11 protein-coding genes and 1 pseudogene are annotated in these 15,339 nt (G+C 73.2%); 1 reads left to right on the top strand and 11 read right to left on the bottom strand.

What is annotated here, in order from left to right; all coding sequences use genetic code 11:
• Positions 1–18: 18 nt before the first annotated feature.
• From ACFY2B_RS04250 to ACFY2B_RS04220, 7 genes and pseudogenes are all read right to left on the bottom strand, one after another.
• Positions 19–1,770: a hypothetical protein gene (locus ACFY2B_RS04250; RefSeq protein ID WP_390761604.1), complete on the bottom strand. Its 1,752-nt coding sequence runs from the start codon at positions 1,768–1,770 to the stop codon at positions 19–21.
• A 524-nt stretch (positions 1,771–2,294) separates the two neighbouring features.
• A complete protein-coding gene (locus ACFY2B_RS04245; protein ID WP_390761603.1) occupies positions 2,295–2,615 on the bottom strand; it encodes a DMT family transporter in 321 nt (106 codons plus the stop codon).
• Positions 2,616–2,718: 103 nt separating this feature from the next.
• Entirely contained in the window at positions 2,719–3,417 is a 699-nt protein-coding gene (locus ACFY2B_RS04240; RefSeq protein WP_390761602.1) for an HAD family hydrolase, read from the bottom strand.
• Between the two features lie 235 nt (positions 3,418–3,652).
• Positions 3,653–4,747: an ABC transporter ATP-binding protein gene (locus ACFY2B_RS04235; protein ID WP_390761601.1), complete on the bottom strand. Its 1,095-nt coding sequence runs from the start codon at positions 4,745–4,747 to the stop codon at positions 3,653–3,655.
• Between the two features lie 146 nt (positions 4,748–4,893).
• Positions 4,894–5,760, bottom strand: a pseudogene (locus tag ACFY2B_RS04230) (ABC transporter permease); the annotation flags it as partial.
• On the bottom strand, positions 5,748–6,704 hold the full coding sequence (locus ACFY2B_RS04225; protein ID WP_390761600.1) for an ABC transporter permease: 957 nt from the start codon (positions 6,702–6,704) through the stop codon (positions 5,748–5,750). The pseudogene ACFY2B_RS04230 and the gene ACFY2B_RS04225, both read right to left, overlap by 13 nt.
• Before the next feature lie 8 nt (positions 6,705–6,712).
• Positions 6,713–7,864, bottom strand: coding sequence for an ABC transporter substrate-binding protein (locus ACFY2B_RS04220; protein ID WP_390761599.1), 1,152 nt, complete (start codon positions 7,862–7,864; stop codon positions 6,713–6,715).
• A 274-nt stretch (positions 7,865–8,138) separates the two neighbouring features.
• On the opposite strand from ACFY2B_RS04220, the gene ACFY2B_RS04215 reads away from it, so the two are divergent.
• Positions 8,139–8,909 carry a GntR family transcriptional regulator gene (locus tag ACFY2B_RS04215; RefSeq protein ID WP_390761598.1) on the top strand — a complete coding sequence of 257 codons (771 nt, stop codon included), beginning with the start codon at positions 8,139–8,141 and terminating at the stop codon, positions 8,907–8,909.
• A 259-nt stretch (positions 8,910–9,168) separates the two neighbouring features.
• On the opposite strand, the gene ACFY2B_RS04210 is transcribed toward ACFY2B_RS04215, so the two are convergent.
• The 4 genes from ACFY2B_RS04210 to ACFY2B_RS04195 form a co-directional block, all read right to left on the bottom strand.
• A complete protein-coding gene (locus tag ACFY2B_RS04210) occupies positions 9,169–10,854 on the bottom strand; it encodes a TauD/TfdA family dioxygenase (protein WP_390761597.1) in 1,686 nt (561 codons plus the stop codon).
• Between the two features lie 303 nt (positions 10,855–11,157).
• Positions 11,158–11,706, bottom strand: coding sequence for a carbonic anhydrase (locus ACFY2B_RS04205; RefSeq protein ID WP_390761596.1), 549 nt, complete (start codon positions 11,704–11,706; stop codon positions 11,158–11,160).
• A gap of 354 nt (positions 11,707–12,060) precedes the next feature.
• The gene (locus ACFY2B_RS04200) at positions 12,061–14,361 is read right to left on the bottom strand and encodes a glycoside hydrolase family 3 N-terminal domain-containing protein (RefSeq protein WP_390761595.1); all 2,301 of its coding nucleotides are present in this window, start codon (positions 14,359–14,361) and stop codon (positions 12,061–12,063) included.
• Positions 14,362–14,421: 60 nt separating this feature from the next.
• Positions 14,422–15,336 (bottom strand): carbohydrate ABC transporter permease, encoded by a 915-nt coding sequence (locus ACFY2B_RS04195; protein ID WP_390761594.1) that lies wholly within the window; start codon positions 15,334–15,336, stop codon positions 14,422–14,424.
• Positions 15,337–15,339: the final 3 nt, after the last annotated feature.

Genomic DNA, 15,339 nt, shown 5'->3' with positions numbered 1-15,339 from the left:
CTTTGCGGTCGTACGGGATCAGCGGGCGGTACGCAGGGCGAAGGTGACGACGGCCGCGGCGTGGTCGGAGGGCCAGCCGTTGCCGCCCGTGCCGGGGACCGGGTGCGGCCAGCCGGTGGTCAGGCTGTGGGCCTGAAGGACCTTCAGACGTCCGGCGTACTGGACCTGGTCGACGCGGTCCTGCGGCTCGGCACCGCCGCCGTCGTGTGCCGGGCGGACGGGGGACCAGGTGATGCCGGGGACCTTCACCGGGTTGGGGTTCGCCTCGCGGAAGGCGTCGTTGAGGCCCGCCTTCTGCAACACCTCGGTGACCGGCCAGGCCACGGCGCCGACCCCGTGGTGGGCGGCGGAGGTGCGCGAGGTCCAGTCCAGGTGGGAGGGGGAGGCGAGGCCGGCGGCGAGGATCACGGGGGTGGCGGAGGCGAGGTCGCGCCGCATGGCGGCGGCCAGCGTCTGCGCCTGCCGGTAGCGCAGGGTCTGCTTCTCGGCGGCGACCACCGCGCTCGCGCCCTGCCCGGCCGCCACCGCGTACGGCCCGTAGTCTGCCTCGTCCAGCTGGGCCACCCACAGCCGTACGGTGCTGCCGCCCGGGAGTCGTACGGTGGCGGACAGCGCGGGCAGGTCGGCGGTCGGGTCCTGGACGTCGGCCAGCGGGTGGCGGCTGACGATGCCGAGGCTGCCCGAGGTCTGGTGGACGTTCCAGCCGAGTGCCCGGCCGAGGGCCCTGGCCGCGGTGCCGTCCGTCTCCTGGAGGGCGACGATGTCCAGTCCCTGGGTGAGGACCACACGCGCCTGCTTCTCCAGCGGGCCGTCGACGTGCGTGCCGGCGTCCCACAGGTTCAGCGAGGCGACTTTGAGGGTGAGGTCGTCCCGGTCGGAGCGGACCGGTACCTCGACGGTCACGGTGTCGCTGCCGCCGGCGCTGTCCTGCACGGAGGCGACCAGCCGGCCCGGGGCCTTCGGTGCCCTGCCGGGGGCGCGGCCGGTGACGGTGCCGTCGGAGCTGACGGACAGCCAGGAGTCGCCGGAGGCCCGGTGGAAGGACGGGGTGCCGGGCTTGTTGCCCTCCGGGCGGATCCACAGGTTGCCCAGCGGGACCTCGACGGTGTCCCCGGCCGTGGCCGGGACGGTGACCGCGTCGACGACGGCGTACGGCCGGACCACCGGGGTGAAGTCGAACGGCGCCGTCTTGGCGATGACCGGGTACTTGTCCTGGTAGCACAGGTAGGCGGTGTACGGGCCGCCGGTGAGGCCCGAGGTGTCGAGGGTGAGGCTGCCGGACGCGGCGGCGGAGTACGCCCAGACGATGGACGAGCCCGTGCCGGGCTGCCGGTCGCCGTCGTAGATCCCGATCCAGTTCTTGGCGTCGGGCGAGGAGGTGGTCCAGGCGAAGGTGAGTTTGTCGCCCTCGTGCGGGTCGGCCGGCGACTTCAGGACGATGCTGTCGCCCGACCCGGTGAAGGAGATCGGCCCGGTCCGGGCGAGGATCTGGTTCCCGTCGTTCAGCAGCAGGTAGGCCGTGTAGGGCCCGCCGGCCAGCTTGGAGGTGTCGACGGTGGTGGTGCCCGACGCGGCCGCCGCGACGTACGACCACGCCGACGAGGTGCCGTTGCCCGGTGAACTCCCCGGGCCGTACACGCCGATCCAGTTCTTGGCGCCCGGGGTGTCGGTGGTCCAGGTGAAGGTCAGTTTGTCGCCCGGGTGGGGCGCGGTGGGCGAGGCGAGGGCGAGGGTGCTGTTGGAGGCCGCCACGGTGGGAGTGGGTGGCATGAGGGCACGGATCCTCTCCGTCCGGTCCGGGCACGGGAGGCCAGGGCTGGAGCAGTCGGCTGGGCGGCGGGCCCCGGAGGTCCCGGCCGCGGTGTGTCCCTGGCACCGGCGGGGGCGTTGCCGCGCACCGGGAACCAGTTGGCTATACAACTCGGCCCAGTAAGCGGTTCGTGCAGAAATCTTTCGTGAACGGGACGTGGCGCGCGTCCGGGCAGTGGCCGACAATCCGCCCCGCGCGGGCCGCCGTTGCGTGCCCGCGCGCGCTCGGGCCCGGGGGTGGTGCGCGTCACCGGTGCAGTACCGGCGGTGTTGCAGGTGACTTTGCCGGTGCGCGCCTTCGCTTGTGCGTACTTTTGCCGGCGGCTGAGCCGAGTGCCGCACTGCTTTCGGAACGCCGAACCGCCCGCCGGGCAACGGCGGGCGGATCGGCTGGAGTTCGACGGGTGCTCGGTGGGTGCTCGGCCGGGGAGCCCTGCCCGCGCCGCCGGGCCTGACCAGGCCGCCGCCCCGCGGCCGGTCCCGTGTCAGTGGCCGCCGTGCACGTTGAGGACCACCACGCCCGCGATGACCAGGGCGATGCCCAGCCACTGCGGCCACCCCAGCGACTCCCCGAACGCCACCGCGCCGACGGCGGCGACCGCCGCGGTGCCGACCCCCGACCAGACCGCGTAGGCGACCGACACCGGGATGTCCTTCAGCGCGCGTCCCAGGAAGACGAACGACACCACGTAGCCGACCGCCACCGCGACGGTGGGCAGCAGTCGTGTGTATCCCTCGGTGAGCTTCAGACAACTGGTGGCGCAGATCTCGGAGGCGATGGCGAGGGCGAGCAGAACGTAGGGCATCGTGACTCGGCAGGTGTGAGCGGACGGGAACGGAGAGGTGTGGACGGAGACCGAGGGAGGCGGTGAAGTGCGCAGGGGCGTGGGTGTGGTGGGCGGCCACCGGTCAGGTTCGGGTGCCGGGGGCTCGTACGGGGGCCGCGGCCAGCGTGGACAGCAGTGCCAGGTCCGCTTCCTCCAGGCTGCTCAGCACCACGGTTCCCGGCTCCGCGGCGATCGGTACGGCGGACGGGACCGCCACCACGGGGCAGCCCGCCGCCCGCGCGGAGGCCACGCCCAGCGGGCTGTCCTCCACCGCGACACACGTCCGCGGTTCGGCGCCGAGCCGCTCGGCGGCCGCCAGGTACGGATCCGGGGCGGGCTTGGTGCGGGTGGTGTCCTCCGCCGCCACGGTCAGCGCGAACCACTCCTGGCCGAGCGTGCGCAGGACCAGGTCGACCACGTGCCGCGGCGAGGCCGTCACCAGGCCGACCGGCACCGAGGCGTCCTTCAGTTCGGCCAGCAGCCGCGGAACACCCGGCCGGGGCCGGACGTCGACGGCCACCCGGGTGGCGAAGGCGGAGTCGAGGTCGGCGGCGATCCGCGCCTCCGGCACCGAGCGGTCCACGGCCCGGCACAGATACGCCGCGGTGTGCCCCACCGGCCGGCCGAACACCTCGGGGAGATCGGCGTCGCTCAGCCGGTGGCCCAGGTCTTGCGCCACCTCGGCGACGGCCCGCCACCACAGGTGTTCGGTGTCGACGAGTGTCCCGTCCATGTCGAACAGCACGGCGGCGGGACGGACCGGGGCGTTACGGGAGTGCACGAATGCTTTTCCTGTCAGGAGATACGAGATGGGGGGATGGGGATACGAGGGGGATGTGGATGTGGATGTAGGGCTGGGAGGCCGTGAGATACGGGATGGGGGATACGGGGCTGTACGCGGCGCCGAACGGACCGGTGTACGGCGGTGGGACGAACCCGGCCGACGCGGGGCGACCCGGGCCGACGCGGGGCGCGCACCCGTGGTGAGCGCCCCGCGCGACGGCCCGGCGAAGGGGTCAGGCGGCCCGGCGGCGGTCCACCAGGACGGGGCGCTCGGGCAGCGTGAGGGACGCCGTCGCGCCGACCGGCAGACCGGCCGCCGTACCGGTGGGCAGGTCGGCCTTCACCTCGGTTCCGTCGGCCAGCCGCACGGTGAGCCGGGTGACCGCACCCAGGAAGGAGGCGGCCACCACCGTGCCGCCGCCCAGCGGATCGGCGGCGACCCGCACCGCCTCGGGACGCACCAGGACGTCCAGGTCGCCGTCGGCGGGCATCGCGCCCTCCACCGGCAGCCGGCTGCCCAGCACCTCGACCTGCGCGCCGCCGCCCGTGCGCACCGCCGGCAGCCGGCTCATGGTGCCCACGAACTCGGCGACGAAGGCCGTGGCGGGCCGGGCGTACAACTCCGCAGGGACCGCGACCTGTTCGAGCCGGCCCGCGCGCAGCACCGCCACCCGGTCGGCCATCGACAGGGCTTCCTCCTGGTCGTGCGTCACGAACAGCGTGGTGATCCCCAGATCCTGCTGGAGCCGGCGGATCTCCTCGCGCAGCGACAGCCGCACCTTCGCGTCCAGCGCGGACAGCGGCTCGTCGAGCAGCAGCACGCGCGGTTGCAGCGCCAGCGCGCGGGCCAGGGCGACCCGCTGCTGCTGACCGCCCGACATCTGGTGCGGGAACCTGTCGGCGAGCCGGCCCAGCCCCACCAGGTCCAGCAGTTCCGCGGACCGGCGCAGCCGCGCGGACTTTCCGGTGCCCCGCATCCGCAGGCCGAACGCGACGTTCTCGACGGCCGTCAGGTGCGGGAAGAGGCTGTAGGACTGGAACACCATCCCGGCGCCGCGCCGGTGGGCGGGCACACCCGTGACGTCCTCGCCGTCGACCAGGACCTCGCCCGCGTCCGGGTGCTCGAAACCGGCCAGCATCCGCAGCGCGGTGGTCTTGCCGCAGCCGGACGGCCCGAGCAGGGCGAGCAGTTCGCCGGGACGGGCGGCCAGATCCAGGCCGTCCAGTGCCACCGTGGCACCGAAACTGCGGTGCAGCGCGCGGAACTCCACGGTGGCGCCGCCGGACGCGCGGACGGACGCGGACGGGGCCGCGGTGGTTGTGGTCACGACTTCTCCTGGACGGTGACGGTGTCGGTGACGGCTGAGGTGACGACTGCCGTGACGTCGGTGGTGACGTCGGTGCTGACGCCGGTGGGGGTGTCGGTGGTGACGCCGGTGGGGGTGTCGGCGGGGTCGGCGTTCGAGCGGGCCCTGCGCGGGGTACGGGCCGCGCGCCCGCGCCCGGCGGCGGCGAGCAGCAGCAGGAGGACCCAGGTCAGGACCAGGCTGAGCACCGACACGGACACCGAGACCTGGGCGTTGCTGCCGCCGAGGGACACGATCCACACGGCGAACGGCTGGTAGCCCAGGATCGAGGCGACCGTGTACTCGCCCAGCACCAGGGCCAGGGTGAGGAACCCGGTGTTCAGCAGCGCCCCGCGCAGGTTGGGCAGGATGACGTGGACCACGGTCCGCGGCCAGCTCGCCCCGCAGTTGCGCGCCGCCTCCACCAGCGTGGCGAGGTCCAGCGCCCGCAGCCCCGCGTCGAGGGTGCGGTACGCCAGCGGCAGCGCCATCAGCACATAGGCGAGCAGCAGCACCACCGGGAAGTCCGGGTTCTGGATCGCGGTGAAGGTCTGGAACAGCGGGGTGTCGGCGAGATGGTCCGGACCCCACTGAAGGACCGAGCTGATGCCCGCCGTCAGCGCCACCGCGGGCACCACCAGCGGCAGCGAGCACAGCACCTCCAGCAGCACCCGCAGCCGCGGCGCGGTCAGCCGCACCGCGATCAGCGCGGGCACGAGCAGCAGCAGGGTCGCCGCGATGGTGGCGGCGGCGAGTTCCAGGGTCAGCCGCAGGCTGTCCCAGAAGCCCGCCACGCCGAAGATGCCGCTGTAGGAACTCAGGGTGAGGCCCTTGCCGGGCACGTCCACGGTGAAGACCACCGAGGCGACCATGGGGCCGAGGAAGTACACGGCGGCGATCAGCCCGACGACGCCGCGCCACACCCGTGGACGCCGGCGCCGCCCGGCGCCTTCCGGCTTAGGCCGCGCGGTGGCGGACGGGGTCAGTGCAGCCATCGTGCGCTCCTGCGCTGGAGGGGGATGTACAGGGCCATCACGACACCGGCGATCACGATCATGTCGAGGCTCAGCGCCAGCGCCACGTTGCCCTGCCCGGCCAGCACGTTGCCGGACAGCGCGCCCGCGATCTGCAAGGTGACCAGCGGTACGGAACTGCCGACGACGGCCGCCGCGGTGGCGTACGCGGCGAAGGCGCTGCCGAAGAGCAGCACGAAGCCGCCCAGCAGCGAAGGGGCCAGGATCGGCAGGGCCACGTGCGTCCAGTACTGCCGGGTGGTGGCGCCGTTGTTCTGCGCGGCCTCGCGCCACTGGACGCGCAGGCCGTCGAGCGCCGGGGTGATGGTGAGCACCATCAAAGGCACCAGGAAGTACAGGTAGACGATGCTGAGTCCGGTGAAGGAGTACAGGCTCCAGCCGTGCTTGCCCAGATCCAGTGCCCGGGTCAGCTCACCGGAGTTGCCGAGGGTGGCGACGAAGGCGAAGGCGAGCGGCACACCGCCGAAGTTGGCGAGCACACCGGACGCGGCCAGCACCGCCTCGCGCAGCGCGCGGAAGCGGGAGGTCACGACGGCGTGGGCGAGCGGCAGGCCGAGCAGCACGCCGATCGCCGCGGTGAGAGCGGACAGCTTGACGCTGCCCCACAGAGCGGTGAGGTAGGCGCCGTGCACCGACTGGCTGATGTTGTCCGTGGTCCAGTGCGGGCCGTCGGGCGCGCCCGCGGCCGTCCTGAAGGCGTTGGTGACGATCGCGAAGGCCGGCAGTCCGAAGACCACCAGGACGAAGACGATCAGCGGCAGGACGGCCAGCCGGCCGGCATGGCGGGGCCGACGGCGGGCAGTGCCCTGGGGCGTGGCGGGGGAGGCGACGGTCCCGGTGCCGCCGGCCTCGTCCGAGGACGGGCCGGCGGCGGGGGACGGCGTCGCGGCGCGAACCGTGGTCATGTCGTCGATCAGCCGATGGCCTTGGCCCACCCGGCGACCACGGCCTTCTGGGCGGCGTCGACCTGGGCGGTGGTCGGGAACTTCGGGCTTCCGGAGACCGGCGGGAGCTTCGCCGCGGCCGTCTTGTCGGCGGTGCCCTTCTCCAGCATGGCCGGCAGCTCAGCCGGGCGGGAGAAGCCCTGCAGCCACAGGTTCTGGCCCTCGGTGCTGTAGAGGAACTCCTCCCACAGCCGGGCGGCGGCCGGATGCGGCGCGTACTTGTTGATGGCCTGGCTGTAGTACTGGGCGTACTGGCCGTCGCTGGGGACCGACACCTTCCAGTCCAGGCCCTTCGCCGCGAACTCCTTGGCGTAGCCGGCGTTGAGGTAGTCCCAGTCGATGCTGATGGGCGTCTCGCCCTTCTCGACGGTGGCCGGGGTGGACTCCACCGGGTTGAAGTTGCCGTTCTGCTTCAGCTTGTGGAAGAAGTCCAGGCCGGGCTGGATGTCGTCCAGCGAGCCGCCGTTCGCCAGCGCCGCGGCGAAGACACCGCCGAAGGCCGAACCGGACTTGGTCGGGTCGCCGTTCATCGCGACCTGGCCCTTGTACTCCGGCTTGAGCAGGTCGGCGAAGGTGGTCGGGCACACCTTGACCTGCTTATCGTCACAGCCGATGGAGACGTAGCCGCCGTAGTCGTCGTAGCGCAGGCCGGTCGCGTCCTTCTGGTTGGCGGGGATGTCGTCCCAGGTGGCGACCTTGTACGGGGCGAGGATGCCCTGGGCGGCGGCGCTCAGCGCGAAGGAGTTGCCGAGGTCGACGACGTCGGGGGCGCGGCTCTGGCCCTTGCGCGAGGTGATCGCGTTGATCTCGTCCTGGCTGGCGCCGTCCGGGTTCTCGTCGGAGACCTTGATCCCGTACTTCTTCTCGAACGCGGCGATGATCGTGCCGTAGTTGGCCCAGTCCGACGGGAGTGCGATGGCGTTGAGCGTGCCTTCCTTCTTCGCGGCGGCGACCAGTGCGTCCATGCCGCCGAAGTCGGCGGCGGAGGCGGCCGTCGCCGCGCTCTTCCCGCCGCCGGCGGATGCCGTGGAATCGGAGGAGGAGCCGCAGGCGGTCAGGGCGAGGGCCGCAGTGGTGAGCCCGACAGCCACGGCGGCGGTGCGGACACGAGGGACTATCACGGAATTCCTCCTGGAGAAACGGCGTGCGGGCGCGACGGACCTGCGGAGTCGGCCGTCGGCGTGCCAAGGTTGGCTGTACAACTTTCATCAGTACGCCCGACACCGGTGACCGGAAGGTGAACAGTCCGGCGACTTTCGAGGGATGGCATCGGAATGTCGGCGTTTGCCCGAGGCACGTGCCGGTCCTCGGGAGGCGGCGGCCGGCGCGGAGCAGATAGGGTCCACCGAGGCGCGCACGGCGCGCACATGACGGGGCAGGCCAGGAGGAGGGGCGTTGCAGGGTGACAGCGCGCAGCCGCGCAGGGGCACGCTCTACCGGAAGGTCGCGGCCGACCTGCGCGAGGCCATCGCGGCCGGCGAGTACGGCTCCGGCGGCCGGCTCCCGGCCGAGAGCGTGCTCGCCGAGCGGTACGGGGTCTCCCGGGGCACCGTGCGCCAGGCGCTCAGCTCCCTGCGGGCCGACGGGCTGGTCACCTCCCGGCGCGGCACCCGACGCGTGGTCCTCGGCACCACCCGGGTGCAGAGCTTCGCGGAACTGGTCAGCTTCACCAACTGGGCGCGGTCGCTGGGCGAGGAGCCCGGCGGCCGGGTGGAACGCCTGGAGCGGCGCCCCGCCGACGCCGGCGAGAGCGAGCAACTGCGCCTGGAGACCGGCGCGGAGGTCGTCGTCGTACGGCGGGTCCGCACCCTCTCCGGCCGGCCGGTGATGGTCGAGCGCAGCGTCTACCCCGTGTGGGTCGGCGACCTGGTGGCGCGCATACCCGCCGACGCGGTCTCGCACACCGAACCCCTCCAGGAACAGGGCGTGGTGTTCGCCGACGCGGACCACACCATCGACCTCGTCCTGGCCGACGCCGACGACGCCCGCCTGCTGGGCTGCCACGTCGGCGAGGCCCTGCTGCGCGAGCGCAGGCGCTCCACCGACCCGGTCGGGGCGCCCGTCGAGTGGTCGGAGGACCGCTACCTGCCGGGCACCGTCGCCTTCACCGTGCACAACTCCATCGCCGGCTCGGCCCTCGCCCGCCACCACCGCACCACCCCCTGACGGGCTGCTTCCGCAGGCGAGAGCGGCCGACCGGGGAGGGTCCGCGGTGCCGCGGGACCGAGTCCGGCGGGGAAGGCGAACGGCGGAGGAGACGCGCAGAGCCTCCCGGAGAGCACCGCGGCGCAGGGCGGTCCGTCACGGAGCGACCGGAGGCACACCACCGCGGCCCCCCAACGGCACTCGCCTCCGCTGCCGTGTCCCCTTTCCGCCACGGCCGACGGAAAGGGGACCTCGATGATGTGACGTGCCCCGGACGGGTCTAACCCCGCATCAGCGAGGTGAGCAGCGGCAGGAAGTGGGCGAAGTCCGGTGCCGGAACCCGGGGATCCTTCGCCTGCTCGTCCCAGCGGCGTACGGCGACGGCGTCAGCGGCGTGGGGAAGCGCGGCGAAGGCGGCGGCCTCGGCCTCGTCCATGGGGCCGCCCTGCACCTGCAAGGTGTACTCGGAGGCGGGGGACAGGGCGGCCCGGTAGTCGGGCTCGACCGCGCAGAGGTAGCGCTTGGCGGCCACGTGCAGCCGCACCGGCTCGGTGACGTCCGGGCCGAACCAGCGGGCGAGCAGGTCCGCACCGGTGTGGCTGTGCCGGTTGTCGGTGCCCTCCATCAGCTCCGTACCGGTCACCGGCCCGTGGAAGTGACCCACGTCGTGCAGCAGCGCGGCGGCCACCAGGTGCGGGGGAGCGCCCGCGGCCTCGGCCAGCGCGCCGGCCTGGAGCATGTGCCCGGCGACGGTGACCTCCTCGCCCAGGTACTCCGCCGTCCCCGGCCCGTCGAACAACTCCGCGAGGGCGTCCAGCGAGTCGGACCTGCGCAGCACGGCCAGGGTGCTCGCCAGCCCGTCCAGATCGGCGTAGGCGCCCTGAAGATGCCGGGCGCCGCTGCGGCCGAAGGCGGTACGGGCGTGCAGCAGGCGCGTGTTGTCGAAGACCAGGCAGTCGCCGGGGGCCAGCCGCAGGTCCAACTGGAGGCCGGGCCGCAGCAGCAGCTCGGCGAACCGGCGGTAGGCGGCGTAGAACGCCTCCAGATCCGGCGCGGGCAGCCGCAGCGTGCCGATCGACCGGTTGTTGAACCGCACCTCGCGGATCCGGCCCAGCGGGTCCACGTCGATCAGCGGGCGGTCCGCGCGCAACTCGCTACGGTCGTCGCGGAAGACGAACGGCACCGGCGTCCGCGTCAGCAGGCCGAACGCCTCCGGGTCCACCGAGCGCAGCAGCGCCGCGGCGGCGAAGCCGTCGACCAGCCCGGAGTCCCCGCCCTCCGCGGAGTTCTCCAGGCAGTGCAGCAACTGCAGGGTCGGCACCGGGTCGCGGTAGGGGTTGTCGGTGTGCGGGGTGATCCGGGCGGAGGTGAACGCGAGGTTGTTGGGGTCGGGCACGACCCGGACGTCGAACAACTGCCCGTAGTTGGTCTCCCGGACGAACCCGAAACTGCGGGCGACGTCGAGCACCTGGCCCTTTCGGCGCGGCACCTCGCGCAGCAGCGCGAACCCGAGGCGCTGCACCGCCTCCAGCACCCGCGCCCGCTCGGCGGGATCGCCGAGGTAGTCGGCCCAGTCCGCCTCCGGCAGCCGACCCGCCAGGTCCTTGGCCCGCCACAGCTCCTTGCCCGCCTCCGTACGACGGTCACCGGCCGCGGGCGGGACGGCCGGGCGGTGGGCGTGCAGCCAGCCGGCGGCGTACGCCGAGCGGTGGCCGTCGGGCTCCCAGCGGACCTCGGCCACCACCTCCGCCACCTCGCCCGGTTCCGTCACCGCGACGGACTCCACGACCTCGCCCACGGCGAGCCCGGACGGGAGGTCCGTGATCTGGAACAGCTTCTGGCCGGACCGCGGGTCCCGGCACTGTGCGCACGGGCAGTTGTCGCGCAGCCACACGGCGGGCAGCGCCGCGACCCGGGCCGCGAGCGAGGAGGCCGGATCTCCGGCCCCGGGACGTGACGTGGTCATGAGTTTCTCTCCTCCACTGAAGTTGTCTAGCCAACTTTGACCGGCCTTGGTGAGCCGAAGGCGATCGGCAGATGACGACAGGGCGAAGACGGGCCGAGCAGCGCCCGGGGCGCGCCGCACCAGGCACAGTCACCAGCACGGGCCGGCCCGCCCGCGGCGTGCCCGAGCGACGCCTGCGCGCTCCTGGGTTCGTCGCGTGCTGCCCGCATGACGTCCGCCGCGTTGGCGCGAGGCTGTCCCAAATCGGAGGCGGATCTCACCGTCCCCGCCGGCCGCGCGGCGGGATCCGGATTCGGTACTGCGTCAGCTCGGGGCGACGACGGTGGTGAGCACGCCGGTCCTCAGGTCGTAGGCGTAGCCGCCGATCTTGAACTTCTTGATGCTGCCGGTCAGCTCCGGTGCCCTGCGCAGCAAGTCGACGTCGGTGCGCACGGTGGCGGACGGATCGAGTACTGCCATGGCAGCGGCGGTCTCCTCGTCGTAGCCGCCCCGCTCGGCGTAGGTACGGCGCAGTTCCGGGTCGGCGAACAGCCCGGAGCCGCAGTCGGTGTGGTGGATGACCGCCACCTCGAACCAGTCGGCGTCGGGTGTCTTGTGCTCGTGCAGGTGGCAGATCCAGGTCAGGTCGCGGATCATGGCGGGGGTGATGCGTCCGCCGACGTTGCGGGCCACGATCGCCTCCCCGAGCTGCATCCCCACGATGGCCGCGGGCTCGACCCGCGGGTCGATGCAGGTGATCAGGTACACCTGCTGGAACGGGACGAACGGGATCTCGGGGACGTGGGTCTTGGCGTCGGTGGCGGCGAACTGCTCATTGCGCTGGAGATACGGGGCGAAGTGCGACGTGGCCATGGTCGTGCTCCAATCAGGGCGAAGCGACGGAGGGGGAGACCGAGCGGGCGGTCCTCAGTATCAGGTCGGTGACTTCCGAGGGCCGGGATATCGGGGGCGGCGCGCGAAGATGCCCGCAAACGCTTCCCGACTGCGCACCTTCGCGGGTACCCGCGAAGGTGCGCCCCGAGTACGCGTGTCACTGCGTCCCGGTTCACACCTCGGACGGGTGTCTCCGGCAGGCCCGCCGTGCTTCACCCGTCGGGCACGGTCGGTCACGGCCTTCGCGGCCGTGGCGGACGTGGCGGACGTGGCGGTCGTGGTGGTCGTGACCGGTGGGCGGCGTTCTCGCCGTGAACGGGTGGCGGCTCGCCGTCAGTCGTGCTGCCGTGTCTCGCACCGCAGCCGCCTGCCGGGGCCGAGGGTCCGGACCGGACCCGTGAGGGTCAGGCGGGCGGTGTGCCGTACGTCCGTGCTGGAGGCGGCCAGCCGCAGTTCCAGCGCGCCCGGTTCGACGACGCGGGTGCCCGTGCGGTCGGTGAAGGCCGAGAGGTCGGTGTGGAAGCGGAAGGTGACCCGGCGGGACGCGCCGGGGGCCAGTTCCAGTCGGTGGTAGCCGATCAGGCGTGTGTCGGGGCGGGTGACCGAGGCGACCGGGTCGTGCAGGTACAGCTGGATCACCTCCGCGCCCGCACACTCGCCCGTGTTGCGGACCGTCAGCGAGAGGTCGTACGAGCCGTCCGTACCGATCTCCGTCTCCGTGCCCCGGAAGTCCTCCCACGCGAACGCCGTGTACGAGCGGCCGTGGCCGAAGGCGTACAGCGGGGTCGGGTCGAGGCTGCTGACCTCGCCCGCCAGGCCCAGCGGGGGCTGGAGGTAGGTCCACGGCTGGCCGCCGGGGGAGCGCGGCACGCTCACCGGGAGACGGCCGGCGGGGTTGACCCGGCCGGACAGCACACCCGCCACCGCGGGCCCGCCCTCCGCGCCGGGGAAGAACGCCTGCACCACCGCGCCCAGGCGGCCCTCCCAACGGCCCAGCGCGTACGGACGGCCCGTCAGCAGCAGCAGGACGACCGGGACTCCCGTCCCGACGAGCGTGTCCAGCAGGTCGGCCTGGACGCCGGGGAGGCGGAGGTCGGCCGCGTCGCAGCCCTCGCCCGACGTGCCCCGGCCGAACAGCCCGGCCCGGTCGCCCAGCACCGCCACGCACACGTCCGCCTCCGCGGCCCGCGCCGCAGCCTCCTCGAAGCCGCTGCGGTCCGGGTCGGACACCCCGCAGCCCTCCGCGAACGTGACCTTGGCGTCGGGGAGTTCGGTGCGCAGCGACTCCAGGACGTCTGTGATGTCGATGCCCGTCGGCACGTCGGGGTGGTGGGGGAGGACATGGGAGGGGAACGAGTAGCAGCCCAGCATCGCCAGGGCGTCCGCCGCGCGCGGCCCGACCACCGCCATCCGCATGTCCGGGGCCAGCGGCAGCAGGCCGTCCGGGTTGTCGAGGAGGATCACGGACTCCTCCGCCAGACGGCGGGCCAGCGCACGGTTGGCCGCCGAGTCCAGATCGACCGGGCCCTCCGGTTCCGGCTGCCAGTCCTCGTCCAGCAGGCCCAGTTCGCACTTCTGGAGCAGGACCCGGCGGGCCGCCCGGTCCACCAGCGCCTGCGGGACGAGCCCGTCCCGTACGGCGGCCACCAGCGGCTTTCCGTAGCATTTCAGGGTGGGCAGCTCGACGTCGACGCCTGCCTCCAGGGCCGCACGGGCCGCCTCCGCCGGGCTGCCGGCCACCCGGTGCAGCGTCTGCAGGAACCCGATGCCGAAGTAGTCGGCGACCACCGTGCCGGTGAACCCCCACTCCTCCCGCAGGAGTCCGGTCAGCAGACGGGGGTCCGCGGCGGCCGGGACGCCGTCCGTCTCGTTGTACGCCGCCATCACCGAGCGGGCGCCGCCCTCGCGCAGCGCCATCTCGAACGGCGGCAGCGTGACGTCCGCGAACTCCCGCACCCCCGCCCGCACCGGCGCCAGGTTCCGGGCGCCCACCGAGGACGCGTATCCGGCGAAGTGCTTGAGCGTGGCGACGACCCCGGCCGACTCCAGACCCCGTACGTACGCCGAGCCGACCGTGCCGACCAGGTACGGGTCCTCGCCGATCGTCTCCTCCACCCGCCCCCAGCGGGGGTCGCGGACCACGTCCAGGACGGGGGCCAGGCCCTGGTGGACGCCGGCCGAGCGCAGATCCCCGCCGATGCGCCGGCCCAACTCCTCGACGAGCGCCGGGTCGAAGGTCGCGCCCCAGGCGAGCGGGACCGGGTAGGCGGTGGCGCCCCAGGCCGTGAAGCCGGCCAGGCACTCCTCGTGGGCGACGGCCGGAATGCCGAAGCGGCCCGCGGCGGCGATCCGGCGCTGGGCGCGGGCCAGCGCCCGCGCGGCGAGGGCCGGGTCCACGGGGGCCGTGCCGAAGGAGCGGGTCAGCTGGCCGAGGCCCAGCGTGATCAGCTCGTCCCAGTCGTGGTCGGAGGCCATCTCACGCTGAAGGGGGGCGACCCCGTCGCCGTCCGTGGCGGCGCCCACCCACACGCCGTACAACTGGGCGGTCTTCTCCTCCAGCGTCATCCGGGAGAGCAGGTCGTCGACGCGGACGGCGGCGGCCAGGGCGGTGTCCCGCCAACGAGCGGTGGTCATGGAACTCCTGTCAGAGAGGGGGACGCGGCTGCGGCGGGGCGACCGGGCGGAGCGGCCGGATCATTTGCCGCCCACGCCCATCAGACCGCCCACCAGCGCGCGCCGGGCCACCAGGTACACGGCGAAGATCGGGATGCCGGAGAGGACGACCGAGGCGAGCAGGGCGGGGATGTTCACGCCGAACTGGCTCACGTAGGTGAACAGGCCGAGGGTCAGCACACGCGGGCCCTCGGACTGGGTGAAGATCAGCGGGAAGAGGAAGCCGTTCCACGCCTGGAGCGCGGAGTAGATCACCACGGTGCCGATGCCGCCCTTGGCCAGCGGGATGACCAGTTGGAACAGCATCCGGGTGGCCGAGGCGCCGTCCAGGGCCATCGCCTCGTACAGCTCCTCCGAGATGTCCCGCAGCGTGCCGGTGAGGACCAGCACCGACACCGGCATGGCGAAGGCCGCGGTCGGCAGGACGATCGCGAGCAGACTGTCGTACAGGTCGAGCTTCGCGATCATCAGGTAGAGCGGCACGACGACGGCCTGCGCCGGGATCGCCACACCGAGCAGGAACAGCCGGAAGGCCGCCGTCGACCACAGGTTCCGGGTGCGTACGGCCACGTGGGCGAGCGGGACACACAGCACGAGGACGATCGCCACGACCGCCGCCGCGACGATCGCCGTGTTCGCCAGGAAGTGGCCGAAGCCGTTGTGCAGGACGGTGTCGTAGTTGTCCAGGGTCGGCTGGGCGGGCGGCTTGAGGGCGTTGTTGCCCAGTGCCCGGTCCTGGCGGGTGAGCGAGGCCGAGATCATCGCGTAGATCGGGACGATCACGATCACCAGCCAGAGCGCGGAGCCCAGGCCGGCCAGCGGGTTGGGCCGCCTGCTCCAGGGCCGCCTCCGCCAGGTCCGGCGGCGGCGTCCGGCGGGCCGCGGGGCCGGCGGCCCGCCGGACCGCACGGGACGTGGCAGCGTGTCGGGTGACATGGC

This window comes from Streptomyces sp. NPDC001270 (assembly GCF_042896695.1).
GTDB lineage: Bacteria > Actinomycetota > Actinomycetes > Streptomycetales > Streptomycetaceae > Streptomyces.
This window is presented reverse-complemented; position numbering and strand designations above follow the sequence as displayed.